The organism is Nocardioides sp. ChNu-99, from assembly GCF_029493445.1.
GTDB lineage: Bacteria > Actinomycetota > Actinomycetes > Propionibacteriales > Nocardioidaceae > Nocardioides.
In genome coordinates this window covers 18,709-35,350 of sequence record NZ_JAHWBL010000035.1, presented here as the reverse complement: position 1 = coordinate 35,350, position 16,642 = coordinate 18,709, and the positions used below count along the sequence as shown (strand labels likewise).

Genomic DNA, 16,642 nt, shown 5'->3' with positions numbered 1-16,642 from the left:
CGCCCGCCGCACCGCCGCCCGCCGCACCGCCGCCCGCCGCACCGCCACCCGCGGCCCCCGGGGAGCTCGTCGATCCCGACCGGGCCGCGCAGCTGGTCGGGATGGTGCTGGAGGACACCGCGCGCAGTCGCGCGTCGTACGAGTCGAGCACGCAGTTCGCCGACCGCACGCTCGAGGCCGAGCTGGAGCGCATCGTCGGCGACCCGGCCCTGCGCCTGTCCGCAGCCGGCGACGCCGCGCGCGCCGCGGCGCAGGCCCGACGCGACGACCTCGTCGCCCGTGCCCGCCAGGCCCACGTGCGCGACCTCGCGACCCTGCGCACCGAGGTGGAGGGGCTAGAGCGCACGTTCCCCGCCGCCCTCGCGCGCTGGGACGTCGTGGCCACGCGGCCCCCGGGCCCGGGGGACTCGGCGCGGGCGTTCCGGGCGGGGCACCTCACGGTCCCCGGCCTGCCCGACACCGACTTCGCGCTGCCGATGGTGCTCCCGGTCCCGGCGCGGCCGGTGCTCGTGACCACCGACGACGGCGGGGAGGGCGCGGCCGACCGGGTGGCGGCCCTCCTCGGCGTGCGGGCGGCCCTGGCGATGCGTACCGGCCGCCCGCGCATCGTGCTCGTCGACCTCGCCCGCACCCGCGGCTCGTTCGGGCTGCCGCCGGGGCTCGCCGCCCCGTCGGTGACGACCCCGCCCGCCCTCACGCGTCTCCTCGGCGACCTCGAGCGTCGTACCGCGCTGGTCGACGCGGCGCGGGAGGCGGGCGCGTTCGACGCGCTCGACCCGCAGGTGCTGCGCCCCGTCGTCGTGGTGCTCGCCGACGCCCCCACCGGGTGGGAGACCCCCGCGCTGACGACGCTGGCCCGGCTGGTGCGGGGTGGCACCCCGGGCGTGCAGCTGGTGCTCACCGGGCCGGAGCGCCCGCCGTACGTCGGGGACGAGGCCGCGACCGAGCTGGCGCGGCAGGTGTGGGCCTCGGCGCTCCACCTGCCCAGCGCCCCCGGCGGCAGCCTGGTCGACGCGTTCGCCCGCACCGAGTGGACCTTCGTGCCGGAGCCGGGCCCGGCCGACCCGTCGCTGCTGGTGCGGGTGCTGGCGTCCGAGGGGCCCCTCGAGGGGTGGCACGACGGGATCATCCCCGTCCCCTGACCTGCGCGGCGCTGCCGGCCGGCGAGGGCTCGACCTCCCGGCGCGCTCAGCCGAGGTCGACCGTGCCGCCCGAGCGCCAGTAGTGACCGGCGTCCCGGGTCAGGAACGCGTCGTCGACGAGGTAGCGCCGCAGCGCGGCCACGTCCGGGTGGAACCGGCGCAGCACCGCGTTCACCTCGGTCTCGGGGTAGACGACGCCGAGCTCGAACGCCTGCACCACGTGGTCGAGCACGACCAACCGCTTCGCCCGCTTCGTCGGCATGGTGTGCAGCGAGCCGTCGTCCGCGATGAACTGCCGCAGGACGCGGTCGGCGCCGGCGGCGGGGGAGGGGTCGGGCGTGGTCACGGCCCGACGCTACGCACGGGCGCGGCCGTCCGCACCCGGCTCTCCCGGGCGCGGACCTCTCCGCGGAGGTCTGCTGCGCAGACGTCGCGCAGCGGACCTCCGCGCAGTGCGACCGGCTCGCGCTCCAGGGCGCCGCCGCGTCACACGGGCAGGGGAGCGAGCAGCCGCTCGCACTCCTCGACCAGCCGGGCCCGCAGCGGCGCGCCGCGCTCGGCGAAGGCGCGCTGCGCCGCGACGTACGTCGCCTTGCCCTCGGCCGTCTCGATCGGCACGGGCTCGAAGCCCAGGTCGCGCAGGTCGTAGGGCGCGGCGCGCATGTCGAGCTCGCGGATGTCGCGGGCCAGCGCGAAGCAGTCCGCGACGAGGTCGGAGCAGATCATCGGGCTCAGCCGGAACGCGTGCTTGTAGAGGTCCATGCCCGCGTGCAGGCAGCCCGGCTGCTCGAACGCCGGGCGGTCGTCGGCGGCGGGGGACAGGAGGTTGAGCGGGCGGGCCGGAGGGGTGAAGAACCGGAACGCGTCGAAGTGCGAGCAGGTCACCTTGTGCCCCTCGACGACCGCGTCGGTGCCGGCCGCGCCGAGGCGCAGCGGCCAGTCCGCGTGCAGCACCTGCTCGGGGGTGAGCCGGTAGACCATCGCCCACTCGTGCAGCCCGAAGCAGCCGAAGCTCGGCGCTCGCGCGGCCGTCGCCCGCAGCAGGCGCAGCAGTCCCTCGAGCAGCGGACGCTGGCTCGCGACGTGCGCCGCGGTGACCCCCACGGCGCCGGGGTGGCCGGGGACGTCGAGCTCGCCGTACCCCTTCAGCCCCCGGTACGACGCACCCGCCGCCGCGGGCACGGCCACCCCGGCGCCCGGGTGCCAGCGCCGCAGCTGCGCGGGGCGCTGGGAGTAGTAGGTGAAGAGGAAGTCGTGCACCGGGTGCTTCACGCGCTCCGCGCGCCGGGCCAGGTGGGGAGCGGTGAACGCGTCGACGCGGGCCTCGTGGGCCGCGCGGCGACGGGCCAGGTCGTCCGGGTCCAGCACCTCCACGAGGAGCCAGGGTAGGTGCGCGCCGGGGGTCGACCGGCATCGGTGCGGGGCCGCCGCGCGACCTCGCTAGGCTCACCGGGTGCGCATCGTCCGCTTCGCAGCCTCAGAAGACCCCCAGTACGGCGTCGTGACCGGCGACCTCGACGAGCACGGCCAGCTGGCCGAGGACGCCACGATCGTGGCCCTCGCCGGCGACCCGCTCTACGTCGGCATCAAGCTGCTGGACGAGGAGCACCGGCTCGCCGACGTGCGGCTCCTCGCGCCGGTGCTGCCGCGCAGCAAGGTGGTGGGCATCGGGCGCAACTACGCCGCGCACGCCGCCGAGCTCGGCAACGACGTGCCGAGCGAGCCGCTCATGTTCCTCAAGCCCAACACCTCCGTCGTCGGCCCCGGTGACGCGATCGCCTACCCGTCGCAGTCGACGAACGTGCAGTACGAGGGCGAGGTCGCCGTCGTCATCGGCCGCATCTGCCGCGACGTGCCGGCCGAGAAGGCCACCGACGTCATCTTCGGCTACACCATCGCCAACGACGTGACCGCCCGCGACCTGCAGAAGGGCGACGTGCAGTTCACCCGCGCCAAGGGCTTCGACACGTTCTGCCCGATCGGGCCCTGGGTCGAGACCGACCTCGACCCCCACGACTTCAGCCAGGGCCGCCGCGTGCGCACCTTCCTCAACGGCGACGTCGTGCAGGACGGGTCGACGGCCGACATGATCTTCGACATCCCCGCCCTGGTCGCCCACGTCAGCAGCGTCATGACCCTGCTGCCCGGCGACCTCATCCTCACCGGCACCCCTGAGGGCGTCGGTCCCATGCTCCCCGGCGACGAGGTCGAGGTCGTCGTCGACGGCCTGGGCGCGCTGACGAACAAGGTGGTCTCCCGATGAGCACGACCCCCGCCCTGGCCAGCGACCGCCCCGTGCGCGTGCGCATGGCGCCGTCGCCGACGGGCAGCCCGCACGTCGGCCTGGCCCGCACGGCCCTGTTCAACTGGGCGTTCGCTCGCCACCACGCCCGCCACGGCGCGGGCGGCACGTTCGTGTTCCGCATCGAGGACACCGACGCGGCCCGCAACACCGAGGAGTCCTACACCTCGCTGCTCGAGGTGCTGCGCTGGCTCGGGCTCGACTGGGACGAGGGCCCGGAGATCGGCGGCCCGTTCGCGCCGTACCGCCAGAGCGAGCGCGGCGAGCTCTACCGCGACGTGCTCGCGAAGCTGCGAGCCAGCAACTACACCTACGACTGCTACTGCACCACCGACGAGGTCACCGCGCGCCGCAAGGCCGCCGGGTCCAAGGTCATGGGGTACGACGGGTTCTGCCGCGAGCTGAGCGACGAGCAGGTGGCGGCGTTCCGCGCCGATGGCCGGGCGCCCGTCGTGCGGTTCCGGATGCCCGAGGGCTCGATCACCTTCGACGACCTGGTGCGCGGCGAGATCACCTTCGAGACCGAGTTCGTGCCCGACTACGCGCTGTGCCGGGCCAACGGCGACCCGCTCTACACCCTCGTCGCGCCGGTCGACGACGCGCTCATGGAGATCACCCACGTCCTGCGCGGCGAGGACCTGCTGTCCTCGACGCCCCGCCAGGTGGCGCTGTACGACGCGCTCGCCGCCGTCGGGGTCGGCAACGGCACGACGCCGCGCTTCGGCCACCTGCCCTACGTGATGGGCGAGGGCAACAAGAAGCTGTCGAAGCGCGACCCCGAGGCCCACCTCCTGGCCTACCGCGACCAGGGGTTCCTCGCCGAGGGCCTGCTCAACTACCTGGCGCTGCTGGGGTGGGCGATCGCCGAGGACCGCGACGTCTTCACGCTCGACGAGATGGTCGACGCCTTCGACATCAGCCGGGTGAACCCGAACCCCGCGCGCTTCGACCTCAAGAAGTGCGAGGCCATCAACGGCGACCACCTGCGCATGCTCGGCGTGCCCGAGGTGACGCGGCGCTGCGTGCCGTTCCTCGTGCAGTCCGGCCTCGTGGCGGACCCGCCCACCCCCGAGCAGGACGCGCTGCTGGCCGGCGCCATGCCGCTCGTGGCGGAGCGGATCAACAAGCTCACCGAGGTCGTCGACATGCTCGGCTTCCTCCTCGTCGACGAGGCCGCGTTCACCCGCGAGCCCGCCGACGTCGAGAAGGTGCTGACCGAGGACGGCATCGCGGTCGTGCAGGCCTCGTACGACGCGCTCGAGCCCCTGGCGGAGTGGACCACCGCCGCCATCGAGGAGGCGCTGCGCGTCGCCCTCGTCGAGGGCCGGGGCCTCAAGCCCCGCAACGCCTTCGGTCCGGTGCGGGTCGCCGTCACCGGCCGCCGGGTGTCGCCGCCCCTGTTCGAGTCGCTCGAGCTGCTCGGGCGCGAGCGCGGGCTCACACGGCTGCGGAGCGCGCTGGAGCGATGAGCCACCCCCTGCCACCCCCGGGCCAGCCCCCGGGCCCGCCCCCGGGCCCGCCCCCGGGCCAGTCCCCGGGCTCGCAGCAGCCGTCGTACCCGCCGGAGACCGGGCCGGTGGGCCCGGCGGGCACGGCGCCCGCCCCGCGCGGGGCGGTGACGCTCAGCGCCGAGGAGTTCGCGGCGGCGTACCCGCCCCTGGAGTACCACCGGCTGCACCGGGCGGGCGACCGGGGCTGGTGGCGCCCGGTGGTGGGCGTGGTCGTCGCCGCCGTGTCGATGGTGCTCGTGCTGTCGATGGTCACGCTCGCGCTCTTCGCCCTCGGCCTCGCCGTGGTGGGCGCGGACGTGGGGGACGGGGTCGACCAGATGCTGTCGCTCGACACGGTGACGCCGCTGTCGCTCGCCTACCTGCTCTCGACCCTGGCGCTGCTCACGCCGGTCGTGTGGCTCGTCACGCGGTACCTGCACGGCCTGCGGCCGGGCTGGACGACGTCGGTGGCGCCCCGGATGCGCTGGGGCTACTTCCTGGCCTGCGCGGGGCTGTCGGTGGTGGCCCTCGTGGCCAGCCTCGTCGTCTCCGTGCTGGTGAGCGCGCTCGACCCCGGCGCGGTGCCCGAGGGCTCCGAGGTGGGCTCGCTCAACGCCTTCACCGAGACGACCCGCAACTTCCTGTTCGTCGTGCTGCTCGTCACGCCGTTCCAGGCGGCGGGGGAGGAGTACCTGTTCCGCGGCTACGTCACCCAGGTCGCGGGCGGCATCTTCTCCTCGCCCCGGGTCGCCACGGCCGTCGCGATCGTCGTGCCCGCGGTGCTCTTCGCCCTGGCGCACGGGGCGCAGAGCCCGCCGGTGTTCTTCGACCGGCTCGCGTTCGGGGTGATGGCGGGCTACCTGGTCATCCGCACCGGAGGCCTCGAGGCGTCCATCGCCATGCACGTGATGAACAACTGGTTCGCCTTCGGGCTCGCGCTCGCGGTGGGCGACATGGACGAGGTGCTGACGCCCAGCGGGGGCAGCTGGCTGACGCTGCCCGTCACCCTCACGCAGACCCTCGTCTACCTCGCGCTCGCGGTGCTGGTGCACCGCGGGATGGGCCTGGCGCGCGCCGCGGACTCGGCCGTTTTGATCGGGTCCCGGGGTCGCGTGTATGGTCTCTCCTCGGCCCCACCAGGGGCCTGACCATGGGATATGGTGTAATTGGCAGCACGACTGGTTCTGGTCCAGTTAGTCTAGGTTCGAGTCCTAGTATCCCAGCGAGATCCGGGCCCGCAGGGCCCGGATTTTGAATGAGACGAAGGCTTCGCTAGAGTCTCCGAGTCGTCACAGGCGGGCCGCGAGGCTCACCGAAGGACATGCCCCCGTTGTGTAGCGGCCTAGCACGCCGCCCTCTCACGGCGGTAGCGCCGGTTCGAATCCGGTCGGGGGTACGTGACGCGCGAAGGGCCCGGTCGGGAGACCGGGCCCTTCGTCGTTCCCGGGCACCGCGGTCCGCAGCGCCCGTGCGGGGCGTCGCTAGGCTGACGCGGTCCGTCCCCGCCGCCACCGAGAGGGTGCGTCCCGTGTCCCGAGTCACCGCCAGCGCCGAGACGACCGTCGCCGCCCCGCCGGAGGCCGTTCTCGCGGCCCTCGCCGACTACCGCGAGACGCGTCCCGCGATCCTCACCGAGCACTACACGGACTACGCGGTCACCGAGGGCGGCACGGGCGCCGGCACCGTCGCGAGCTGGCGCCTGCACGCCACGAAGAAGCGGGTGCGCCACGTCGTGGCCGACGTCGAGACCACGGCCGACACGGTCGTCGAGAAGGACCGCAACTCGACCCTCGTCACGACCTTCCGCGTCACCCCCGCCGGTGACGGCAGCGCCGTGGTCGCCACGACCACCTGGGAGGGCGCGAGCGGCGTCGGGGGCTTCTTCGAGCGCACCTTCGCCCCGGCCGGGCTGAAGCGCATCCACGGGGAGCTGCTGGCCAACCTCGACGCCCGCCTGCGCTCCGCCTGACGCTCCGCCTGAGGCTCGCCGGCTCCGCCCGGCTCCGCATCGGGCTCCCCGCCCGAGCGCCGGTGCGCCGCCGCTGCCGTGTCCGATTCCCGCCAGCCGGGGTCGGTGCGCTGCGGCAGGATGGAGGGCGTGCCGACCGACCGCCCCGCCCCCTCCGGCCTCGACCCGGAGGCCTGCTACCGGGCGGCCAGCAGCCGGGACGGCCGGTTCGACGGCATGTTCTTCACGGCCGTGCACACCACCGGCATCTACTGCCGGCCCTCGTGCCCGGCGCGGACGCCGACGTACCGGAACGTGTCCTTCCACCCCAGCGCCGCCTCCGCGCAGCGGGCGGGCTTCCGCGCCTGCAAGCGCTGCCTGCCCGACGCGGTGCCCGGCAGCCCCGGCTGGGACGTCGCGGCGGACGTCGCCGGGCGGGCCATGCGGCTGATCGGCGACGGGGTGGTGGACCGCGAGGGCGTCGGGGGCCTGGCCGCCGCGCTCGGCTACACCCCGCGCCACCTCGCCCGCCTGCTCGACGCCGAGCTGGGCGCCGGGCCGCTGGCCCTGGCCCGTGCCCGCCGGGCCCGCACCGCCCGCGTGCTGCTGGAGACCACCGACCTGGCCGTCACCGACGTCGCGTTCGCGGCGGGCTTCTCGAGCGTCCGGCAGTTCCACGCCACCGTGCGGGAGGTGTACGCCGCCACGCCCGGCGAGCTGCGCGGGCGGGGCCGGGCCCACGGGACGCACCGCGCCGACACCGCCGGCACCGACGGCACCGCCGGGGCCGCCGCGGGCGCCGTGGAGCCCCTGCGGCTGCGCGTCACGGTGCGCACGCCGTACGCCGCGCCGGAGCTGCTGGGCTTCCTCGACGCCCACCTCGTGCCCGGGGTGGAGGTCGTGCACGGCGCCACCTACGCGCGGACGCTGCGCCTGCCCCACGGCGACGCGGTGCTGGCCGTCGACCTCCACCCGGTGCCCGGCGGACCGGGCGGCGTCGCGGAGGTGCCGCTGCGGGTGTGGCTGACCGACCTGCGCGACACCACCGCGGCGCTCGAGCGCGTGCGCCGCCTGCTCGACGCCGACGCCGACCCCGTGGCCACCGACACCCACCTCGGCGCGGCGCCGGTGGTGGACGACCTCGTGCGGCTGACCCCCGGGCTCCGGGTGCCGGGCGCCGTCGACGGTGCGGAGGTCGCGGCGCGTGCCGTCGTCGGCCAGCAGGTGAGCCTCGCCGGGGCGCGCACGGTGACGGGCCGCATCGTCGCCGCCCACGGCCGGGAGCTGCCCGCGGGGCTGCGCGGCGTCGTACCGGGGTTGACCCACCTGTTCCCCGACCCCGGGGCGCTGGCCGGCCTCGACCCCGAGGAGCTGCCGATGCCCCGGGCCCGCGGGCGGGCGCTCGTGGCCCTCGGCGGGGCGCTGGCCGGGGGTGAGGTGCGGCTCGACCGCGGCGCCGAGCGAGCGGCGGTGCGCGCCGCGCTCCTCGCGCTGCCGGGCATCGGGCCCTGGACGGCCGACTACGTCGCGATGCGGGCCCTCGGCGACCCGGACGTCTTCCTGCCCACCGACGTGGGCGTGCGGCGCGTGCTGCTGGCGCGGGGCCACCCGGCCGTCGTGCCTGCGGACGTCGAGGCGGCGTGGCGCCCCTGGCGCTCCTCGGCGCTGCTGCACCTGTGGAACACCCTCATGCCGCCGGTGCACGCCGGCCAGGAAGGACCCTGACATGTGGACCGTGGTCGACTCGCCGATCGGCGAGCTGCGCCTGGTGGAGCACGACGGGGCGGTGACGGCGATCGAGTTCGCGCCGTTCCCCGCCGCCGTGCGCGCGCCCCGCGACGCGGCGTCGCCGGAGGACGCGCCCGGGCGCGACGACGACCGGCCGGTGCTCGTCGAGACGGCGGCCCAGCTGGCGGCGTACTTCGCGGGTGGCCTCACCCGCTTCGACCTGCCGCTGGCCCCCGTCGGCACCCCGTTCCAGCAGAAGGTCTGGGCGGCGCTCGCCGAGATCCCCTACGGCGCGACGACGTCGTACGGCGCGGTGGCCCGCACCCTCGGGCTCACCGGCCACGGCTCCCGCGCCGTCGGACTGGCCAACGGGCGCAACCCCGTGCCCGTCGTCGTGCCGTGCCACCGGGTGGTGGGCGCGGACGGGTCGCTGACGGGGTACGCCGGCGGGGTCGAGCGCAAGCAGGCCCTGCTCGACCTCGAGCAGGGGGCGCTGTTCTGATGACGCAGCCCGGGACGGGCCCGACGACGGGCTGGCAGCGGGTCTCCGGCCGGGTCGTGCACGAGAACCCGTGGATCGTCGTGACGCAGGACGAGGTGGTGCGACCCGACGGCACCCCGGGCACGTACGGCGTGGTGCAGCTGCGCAGCCCCGCCGTCTTCGTCGTCGCCGTCACCGAGGCCGACGAGGTCGTGCTGGTGCGCTGCGACCGCTACACCACCGGCCCCGGCTGGGAGGTGCCCGCCGGCGGCGCGGACGACGACGACCCGCTCACCGCGGCCCGCCGCGAGCTGGGGGAGGAGGCCGGGCTCGTCGCCGCACAGTGGGACGACCTCGGCCCGGTCACCTCGCTCAACGGGGTCTGCCGGGCCCCCGGCCGGGTGTTCCTCGCCCAGGGGCTGAGCCCGGCGCCCGAGCGCCTCGAGCAGGCCGTCGAGGGCATCTCGGAGGTTCGCCGCGTGCCGTGGGCGGAGCTGCTGCACATGGTCGCCGCCGGGGAGGTCCCGGACGGCGAGACCCTGGCCGCCCTGCTGCTCGCCGCCGTCGCGCTCGGCCGGGTCGTGGGCGGGCCGGCGCCGGGCGCCTAACCCCCGGCCCCGCGGACCTCCGCGGGGTGGACCAGACCAGCCCCGCCGCCGGGAACGTCCGCCGTACCCCGGGAGGTCTCCCCGGTGACGGATCCGACGGGGGAGGCACGGGATGGTCGAGCAGGGGACGCAGGGGCACCGACGGTCGGGGGAGGTGCTGCTGCCCGTGGTGCTCGCCGCGGTCGCGGTGGCGGTCGTGCTGCTGGCGGTGGTCGCGCGGCCGTCGGTCGCGAGCCCCGAGCCGACCCGCCCGCCCGCGGCCGCCCCGCCCGTCGCGCAGCCCACCCGCGTGCTGCTCGTGGGAGACTCGCTCACCCACGGCTACCGCGGCGACTGGACCTGGCGCTACCGGCTCTGGCAGCTGCTGCGGGCCGAGCGGCGCACGACGTACGACCTGGTCGGCAACCGCGACGACGTGGCGGACCCGGTCCTCGACCTGACGGGCCACCACGACTACGCCGACCCGGACTTCGACACCGACCACGCGGCGTCGGGCGGGATGTACCTCACCCGCATGCGGTACGACGTGCCCGAGCTGGCCGCCGCCACCGCGCCGGACGTCGTGGTGCTCCTCATCGGCATCAACGACCTGCGCAACGGCGTCACCCCGGGCGACCTCGCCGCGGCGGCGCGCACCTTCGTCGGGGAGGTGCGCTCGGCCGCGCCCGACGTCGACGTCGTGCTCGCCCAGCTGCCGCACGTCCACCTCCCGCTCGTCGCGGACTACAACGCCCGGCTCGACGTGCTCGCCGCCGAGCTGGCGACGCCGGCGTCGCCGGTGGTGGTGGCCCGCTCCGCCGGCGGCTTCACGGCCGCCGACTTCTGGGACCGCCTGCACCCGGGCGCGGCGGGCGAGGTGCGGATCGCCCGCGCCGTCCACGGGGCGCTGGCGGAGCTGGGGCGGGTCACCGAGCCGCTGCCGCCGCTGGTGCTGCCCCCCGCCGGCCCCGCCCAGGCGCCCGCCGGGCTGCGGGCCGAGCACGGACCGCAGGGCCTGGTCGTCGGCTGGGAGCGCCCCGCCGGGGCGACGGGGTACGTCGTGGCCCACCGCCCGGTGGGCACGGGGACGTGGCAGGAGGTGCGGCTGAACCTGCCCTACGTCCGGGCCTCGGGGCTGGCGCCGACGGACGTGGTGCTCGCGGGTGCCGACCCGCGCCTCGCCCACGAGGTGGTGGTGCGGGCCGCGCGGGGCGGGCACGTGGCCGGCGCCGGGGCGTCGGCCGCGGTCGTCGTACCGGCCCTCGTCCCCTGACCGGCGTGAGCGCCCCCGGCGGGGGCCCTACTCGGCCGCGGCGCGGCGCAGCGACTCGGACAGCCGCTCGGCGGCGGCCAGGACGGCCGGGGCGTGCATGCGCCCGGGCTGCCGCGAGAGCCGCTCGAGGGGACCGGAGACCGACACGGCGGCGATGACCTTGCCGCTGGGGGAGCGGACGGGGGCGGAGACCGACGCCACGCCCTGCTCGCGCTCGCCGACGGACTGGGCCCAGCCACGGCGCCGGATGCCCGACAGCGCGGTCGCGGAGAAGGCGGCGACCTGGAGGCCGCGCTGCATGCGGTCCGGGTCCTCCCACGCCAGCAGCACCTGGGCGGCGGAGCCCGCGCGCATCGTCAGCTGGGAGCCGACGGGGATGGTGTCGCGCAGGCCGGAGGGCCGCTCGGCGGCCGCGACGCAGACGCGGTTCTCGCCCTGGCGGCGCCACAGCTGCGCGGACTCGCCGGTGATGTCGCGCAGGCGGGCGAGGACGGGGCCGGCGGCGGCCAGCAGCCGGTCCTCGCCGGCGGCGGCGGAGAGCTCGCCGAGGCGGGGGCCCAGGACGAAGCGGCCCTGCATGTCGCGCGCCACGAGGCGGTGGTGCTCGAGGGCAACCGCGAGCCGGTGCGCGGTCGGCCGCGCGAGCCCCGTGCTGGCCACCAGGCCCGCCAGCGTCGCCGGCCCGGCCTCCAGCGCCGTGAGCACCAGAGCCGCCTTGTCGAGAACGCCGACGCCACTTCCCTTGTCCATATGGCAATACTGACGTCTCAGTTCGTGGGACGCAAGAGGTAAGGTCCGTGCTGTCAGGAGACAGCTGTGGCGTTGTTGGAGGAATCATGAGCCGTACGGGCGGCCGCACGTTGGCGGAGAAGGTCTGGGACGAGCACGTCGTCCGGAGCGCGGAGGGCGAACCCGACCTCCTGTTCATCGATCTGCACCTCATCCACGAGGTCACCTCCCCCCAGGCGTTCGACGGGCTCCGGCTCGCCGGGCGTCGGGTCCGCCGGCCCGACCTCACGCTCGCGACCGAGGACCACAACGTCCCGACGATCGACTGGGACAAGCCGATCGCGGACCCGGTCTCGCGCACGCAGGTCGAGACGCTGCGCCGCAACGCCGAGGAGTTCGGTGTGCGGCTGCACCCGCTGGGCGACGTCGAGCAGGGCATCGTGCACGTCGTCGGGCCGCAGCTCGGGCTGACGCAGCCGGGCATGACGATCGTCTGCGGTGACTCGCACACGTCGACCCACGGCGCCTTCGGTGCCATCGCGTTCGGCATCGGCACCTCCGAGGTGGAGCACGTGCTGGCCACGCAGACGCTGCCGCAGTCCAAGCCGCGCACGATGGCGGTCACGGTCAACGGGTCGCTGCCCGAGGGCGTCACCGCCAAGGACCTCGTGCTCACCCTCATCACGCACACCGGCACCGGTGGCGGGCAGGGCTACATCGTGGAGTACCGCGGCCAGGCCATCGAGGAGCTCTCGATGGAGGCGCGGATGACCATCTGCAACATGTCCATCGAGTGGGGCGCCAAGGCCGGGCTCATCGCGCCCGACGACACGACGTTCGCCTACATCGAGGGCCGCCCCGAGGCGCCGAAGGGTGCCGACTGGGACGAGGCCGTCGCCCACTGGCGCACGCTGGTCAGCGACGACGACGCCGAGTTCGACCGCGAGATCGTGCTCGACGCCTCCACGATGACGCCGTTCGTCACCTGGGGAACCAACCCGGGCCAGGGCGTCCCCCTGGGTGGCGCGGTCCCCGTGCCGGCCGAGTTCGAGGACCCGAGCGACCAGGTCGCCGCCGAGCGCGCGCTGACCTACATGGGTCTCGAGGCCGGCACCCCGATGCGCGAGGTGAAGGTCGACACCGTCTTCGTCGGCTCCTGCACCAACGGGCGCATCGAGGACCTCCGCCTCGCCGCCGACATCGTCAAGGGGCGCCGCGTCGCGGCCGACACCCGCCTGCTCGTCGTGCCCGGCTCGGTGCGCGTGCGCCTCCAGGCCGAGCAGGAGGGCCTCGACGTCGTGTTCAAGGAGGCCGGCGCCGAGTGGCGCGGCGCGGGCTGCTCCATGTGCCTGGGCATGAACCCCGACCAGCTCGCCCCCGGCGAGCGCAGCGCGTCGACGTCGAACCGCAACTTCGAGGGCCGGCAGGGCAAGGGCGGGCGCACCCACCTCGTCTCCGTGCCCGTCGCCGCCGCGACCGCCATCCGCGGCACCCTCTCGTCCCCCGCCGACCTGGAGCCGGCCGCCGCCGGCGCCGCGAGCTGACCAGGAGCCGTCATGGAGAAGTTCACCTCCCACACCGGCGTCGGCGTGCCGCTGCGACGCAGCAACGTCGACACCGACCAGATCATCCCGGCGGTCTACCTCAAGCGGGTCACTCGCAGCGGGTTCGAGGACGGGCTCTTCGCCGCGTGGCGCAACGACCCGGCGTTCGTGCTCAACCAGCCAGCGTACGCCGCGGGGTCCGTGCTCGTGGCCGGTCCCGACTTCGGCACCGGCTCCTCGCGGGAGCACGCGGTCTGGGCGCTGCAGAACTACGGCTTCAAGGCCGTCATCAGCTCGCGGTTCGCCGACATCTTCCGGGGCAACTCGGGCAAGGCCGGTCTCGTCGCCGCGCAGGTGGACGAGAAGGTCGTCCAGCGCATCTGGGCCATCCTCGAGGACCAGCCGGGCGCCACGGTGACCGTCGACCTCGAGAGCCGCACCGTGCGCGCCGGGGAGGGCGTCGACGCCGTCGAGGACTCGTTCGACATCGACGACTACACCCGCTGGCGCCTGCTCGAGGGCCTCGACGACATCGGGATCACGCTGGGCCGTGAGGCCGAGATCGCGGCGTACGAGGCCGCCCGCCCCGCGTGGAAGCCGGTGACGCAGCGCGTCTGACCCGCCCGGAGCGCCACCGGCTCCGAACTACCGTCGTACGGACCGGGAGGCCGACCGGCGCTCCCGGCACTCGACGACGAGGAGATCGCGTGAGCACCATCTCGACGAACGGCGTGCAGCTGCACCACACCGACACCGGCGGCGACGGCCGTCCGGTCGTGCTCATCCACGGCTGGCCGCTCAGCGGCGCCTCGTGGGAGCACCAGGTGCCCGCGCTGACCGAGGCCGGCCACCGCGTGGTGACCTACGACCGTCGCGGGTTCGGTGCCTCGGACAAGCCCGACGCCGGGTACGACTACGACACGCTGGCCGCGGACCTCGACGGCCTGCTGACCGAGCTCGACCTGACCGACGTCACGCTCGTCGGGTTCTCCATGGGCGGCGGCGAGGTCGCCCGCTACCTCGGCACGTACGGCGACGCCCGCGTCCGCTCGGCCGTCTTCGCGGCCGCGGTCCCGCCGTACCTACTGAAGACCGACGACAACCCCGACGGCGGCCTCGCCGAGGAGGACGTCCAGGGCATGGTCGACGGGGTCGGCGCGGACCGCGAGGGCTTCCTCGACGGGTTCACCACCGACTTCTTCTCCGTCGACGGCACGCTGAAGGTCAGCGAGGAGGAGCGGCAGAAGGCGCTCGAGCTCGAGGCGCCCGCCGCCGACGCCGCGCTGACCGGCTGCATCGAGGCGTTCGCGCGCACCGACTTCCGCGCCGACCTGGCCACCATCGCGGTCCCCACCCTCGTCATCCACGGCTCGGGCGACGCCACCGTGCCCGTGGAGGTCTCGGGCCAGCGCACCGCGCAGGCGGTGACGGGCGCGACGTACGTCGTCGTGGACGACGCCCCGCACGGCCTCAACGTCAGCCACGCCGCCGAGTTCAACGGTGCCCTGCTGGAGTTCCTGGGCCGCTGAGCCGCACCGCGCAGGGGGGGCGTCACCACCGGTGGCGTCCCCCTGCCACGCGTGGGTACCGGCGGGTCACATCGGGCCCGCCGCTGTTGTCGTGGCCCGTCCGCGCGCCTAGCGTGCGCAGAGACACCCGTGGGGCAGGCGCCGCACCGGGACGTACCGGAAGGACACCAGTGAACAAGTCGCAGTTCATCGAGGCGCTGTCGTCGAGGTTCGAGGGCAACAAGAAGGCTGCCGCCCACGCCCTCGACGCCGTCGTCGACACCATCACCCGTGAGGTCGCCCGGGGCGAGAAGGTCGCCATCACCGGGTTCGGCGCGTTCGAGAAGGGCGCCGGAGCCGCGAAGGGGGTCGTGCCCAAGTTCACCCCCGCGGCCAACCTGCGCAACGTCATCTCCGGGGCGAAGCAGCTGCCGGCGGCCACCGTGGGGGCCGCCGGTGAGGCCGCCAGCGCCGTCGTCGCGAAGGTGACCGGCAAGGGCGGCGCGCGCCGCTCGGGAGGGTCGTCGGACGAGGGCACCGACAGCGACGAGGCGTCCGTCAGCACGACCGAGGTGTCGATCGACCAGGTGCTCGGCACGGCGTCGTCCGGTGGGAGTGCCGCCGCGACGACGCCCGCGACGAAGGCGGAGAAGAAGGCGCCGGCCACCCGGACGACGGTGAAGACCGCCCCCGCGAAGAAGGCTTCCGCGAAGAAGGCTCCCGCGAAGAAGGCCCCCGCGAAGAAGGCCCCCGCGAAGAAGGCCCCCGCGAAGAAGGCCCCCGCGGCGGAGGAGGCCCCGGCGACGACGGCGCCCGCGAAGAAGTCGCCGTCGGCGGGCGCCCCGGCCCGGAAGACCGCCGTGGCGAAGGCACCGGTGGACGCTCCGCCGAGCGCGGACGCGCCGGCGTCTCCCGCCGAGGGGACCGCCACGGCCCCGGCGACGAAGGCCCCCGCGACGAAGGCCCCCGCGACGAAGGCCCCCGCGAAGAAGGCCCCCGCGAAGAAGGCCCCCGCGAAGAAGGCCCCCGCGAAGAAGGCCCCCGCGAAGAAGGCGAGCAAGGCGACGGCCACCAAGGACGCGGCGTCGCGCGCGGCCGCCGGCACCGAGCCCGGAGGCACGACGCCCGTGGCCCGCACCACCGCCACGACGTCCGTCGCGGACCAGCCGGACGACGGGGGCCCGCGCACGCCGTCGCAGAACTCCCCGGCGGCCCAGACCGAGCCCCCGGCCTGACGCAGCGGGCTCAGCCGGGGTGGCGGGCCAGCAGGCCCGCCGTCCACGGCCCCAGCCCGAGGTCGATGGCGCCGTCCAGTGCGGCGGCGTCGTCGACGTCGTGCCGCAGGGTGGGCAGCGCCCCCCCGACCGGTACGGCGCCCGCCTCGAGGTGGGCGCGGGTCGACCCCGGGCCGTAGCGCGGGTCGAAGAGGGGGAGGGGCGCGCCGTACAGGGTCGTCCCGGTGCCCTCCGCGTCGCTGACGAACACCGGACCGTCGGCCGCCAGGACCTGGACCAGCGCCTCGGCGAGGTCGGCGGGACGCAGGGCCGGCAGGTCGGCGCACAGGGCCACCGGTCGCGCGTCGGGCCAGCGCCGGGCCGCCTCCTGCGCCCCCTGGCGCAGGGTGCCGTTGAGGTCCCCGTCGACGGGGTCCGGCACGACGGTGCACCCGAGCTGCGCCAGGGAGCCGGCGAACCGGTGGTCGTCGGTGAGCACCAGCACGCCGGCCACGCCGGGCGTGACCAGGGCGGCGCGGGCGGTGTCGAGGGCGAACGCCGCGGCCAGCTCCGGGCGCGGCGCGCGACCGTGACCGAGGCGCGACTTCCCGACGGCGGGCGGCTTGACCGGCAGCAGGATCGCGGCGGACGGGGACGTGCTCACCCGGCCCATGCTCGCAGCCCGCGAGCCACGCG

The 16,642-nt window shown here is 75.5% G+C and carries 17 protein-coding genes and 2 tRNA genes; 15 read left to right on the top strand and 4 right to left on the bottom strand.

What is annotated here, in order from left to right:
• Positions 1–1,142: hypothetical protein (locus tag KK617_RS12525; protein ID WP_277500376.1), on the top strand; the 1,142-nt coding region annotated here is incomplete at its 5' end.
• 46 nt (positions 1,143–1,188) lie between these two features.
• Here the strand turns inward: KK617_RS12525 and KK617_RS12520 are convergent.
• Both KK617_RS12520 and KK617_RS12515 read right to left on the bottom strand, forming a co-directional pair.
• Entirely contained in the window at positions 1,189–1,488 is a 300-nt protein-coding gene (locus KK617_RS12520) for a DUF2087 domain-containing protein (RefSeq protein WP_277500375.1), read from the bottom strand.
• Positions 1,489–1,628: 140 nt separating this feature from the next.
• Entirely contained in the window at positions 1,629–2,516 is an 888-nt protein-coding gene (locus KK617_RS12515) for a 3-methyladenine DNA glycosylase (RefSeq protein ID WP_277500374.1), read from the bottom strand.
• A 79-nt stretch (positions 2,517–2,595) separates the two neighbouring features.
• Here KK617_RS12515 and KK617_RS12510 point away from each other — a divergent pair, with 79 nt between their 5' ends.
• From KK617_RS12510 to KK617_RS12465, 10 genes are all read left to right on the top strand, one after another.
• Positions 2,596–3,405: a fumarylacetoacetate hydrolase family protein gene (locus KK617_RS12510; protein ID WP_277500373.1), complete on the top strand. Its 810-nt coding sequence runs from the start codon at positions 2,596–2,598 to the stop codon at positions 3,403–3,405.
• Positions 3,402–4,913 (top strand): glutamate--tRNA ligase, encoded by a 1,512-nt coding sequence (gltX, locus tag KK617_RS12505; protein ID WP_277500372.1) that lies wholly within the window; start codon positions 3,402–3,404, stop codon positions 4,911–4,913. Before KK617_RS12510 ends, gltX begins: the two co-directional genes overlap by 4 nt.
• A complete protein-coding gene (locus KK617_RS12500) occupies positions 4,910–6,082 on the top strand; it encodes a CPBP family intramembrane glutamic endopeptidase (protein ID WP_277500371.1) in 1,173 nt (390 codons plus the stop codon). Before gltX ends, KK617_RS12500 begins: the two co-directional genes overlap by 4 nt.
• A 3-nt stretch (positions 6,083–6,085) precedes the next feature.
• Positions 6,086–6,157 (top strand) — tRNA-Gln (locus KK617_RS12495).
• A gap of 100 nt (positions 6,158–6,257) precedes the next feature.
• Positions 6,258–6,330: transfer RNA gene (locus KK617_RS12490), tRNA-Glu, on the top strand.
• A gap of 132 nt (positions 6,331–6,462) precedes the next feature.
• Complete coding sequence (locus KK617_RS12485; protein WP_277500370.1) at positions 6,463–6,903, top strand: SRPBCC family protein; 441 nt, start codon at positions 6,463–6,465, stop codon at positions 6,901–6,903.
• A gap of 129 nt (positions 6,904–7,032) precedes the next feature.
• Positions 7,033–8,607 carry an AlkA N-terminal domain-containing protein gene (locus KK617_RS12480; RefSeq protein ID WP_277500369.1) on the top strand — a complete coding sequence of 525 codons (1,575 nt, stop codon included), beginning with the start codon at positions 7,033–7,035 and terminating at the stop codon, positions 8,605–8,607.
• Position 8,608: 1 nt separating this feature from the next.
• The gene (locus KK617_RS12475; protein ID WP_277500368.1) at positions 8,609–9,112 is read left to right on the top strand and encodes a methylated-DNA--[protein]-cysteine S-methyltransferase; all 504 of its coding nucleotides are present in this window, start codon (positions 8,609–8,611) and stop codon (positions 9,110–9,112) included.
• Positions 9,112–9,699 (top strand): NUDIX hydrolase, encoded by a 588-nt coding sequence (locus tag KK617_RS12470; RefSeq protein ID WP_277500367.1) that lies wholly within the window; start codon positions 9,112–9,114, stop codon positions 9,697–9,699. The genes KK617_RS12475 and KK617_RS12470 overlap by 1 nt, the downstream gene beginning before the upstream one ends.
• A gap of 112 nt (positions 9,700–9,811) precedes the next feature.
• Positions 9,812–10,951, top strand: a complete 1,140-nt coding sequence (locus KK617_RS12465; protein WP_277500366.1) for a GDSL-type esterase/lipase family protein — start codon at positions 9,812–9,814, stop codon at positions 10,949–10,951.
• Between the two features lie 27 nt (positions 10,952–10,978).
• Here the strand turns inward: KK617_RS12465 and KK617_RS12460 are convergent, their stop codons facing one another.
• Positions 10,979–11,701, bottom strand: coding sequence for an IclR family transcriptional regulator (locus tag KK617_RS12460; RefSeq protein WP_277500365.1), 723 nt, complete (start codon positions 11,699–11,701; stop codon positions 10,979–10,981).
• 86 nt (positions 11,702–11,787) lie between these two features.
• On the opposite strand from KK617_RS12460, the gene leuC reads away from it, so the two are divergent.
• From leuC to KK617_RS12440, 4 genes are all read left to right on the top strand, one after another.
• The gene (leuC, locus tag KK617_RS12455; RefSeq protein WP_277500364.1) at positions 11,788–13,224 is read left to right on the top strand and encodes a 3-isopropylmalate dehydratase large subunit; all 1,437 of its coding nucleotides are present in this window, start codon (positions 11,788–11,790) and stop codon (positions 13,222–13,224) included.
• A 12-nt stretch (positions 13,225–13,236) separates the two neighbouring features.
• Positions 13,237–13,842 (top strand): 3-isopropylmalate dehydratase small subunit, encoded by a 606-nt coding sequence (gene leuD / locus KK617_RS12450; RefSeq protein ID WP_277500363.1) that lies wholly within the window; start codon positions 13,237–13,239, stop codon positions 13,840–13,842.
• Between the two features lie 89 nt (positions 13,843–13,931).
• Positions 13,932–14,753: an alpha/beta hydrolase gene (locus KK617_RS12445; RefSeq protein WP_277500361.1), complete on the top strand. Its 822-nt coding sequence runs from the start codon at positions 13,932–13,934 to the stop codon at positions 14,751–14,753.
• Between the two features lie 170 nt (positions 14,754–14,923).
• Positions 14,924–15,967: an HU family DNA-binding protein gene (locus KK617_RS12440; protein WP_277500360.1), complete on the top strand. Its 1,044-nt coding sequence runs from the start codon at positions 14,924–14,926 to the stop codon at positions 15,965–15,967.
• A gap of 10 nt (positions 15,968–15,977) precedes the next feature.
• On the opposite strand, the gene KK617_RS12435 is transcribed toward KK617_RS12440, so the two are convergent.
• Positions 15,978–16,610: an NTP transferase domain-containing protein gene (locus KK617_RS12435; RefSeq protein WP_277500359.1), complete on the bottom strand. Its 633-nt coding sequence runs from the start codon at positions 16,608–16,610 to the stop codon at positions 15,978–15,980.
• Positions 16,611–16,642 lie beyond the last annotated feature (32 nt).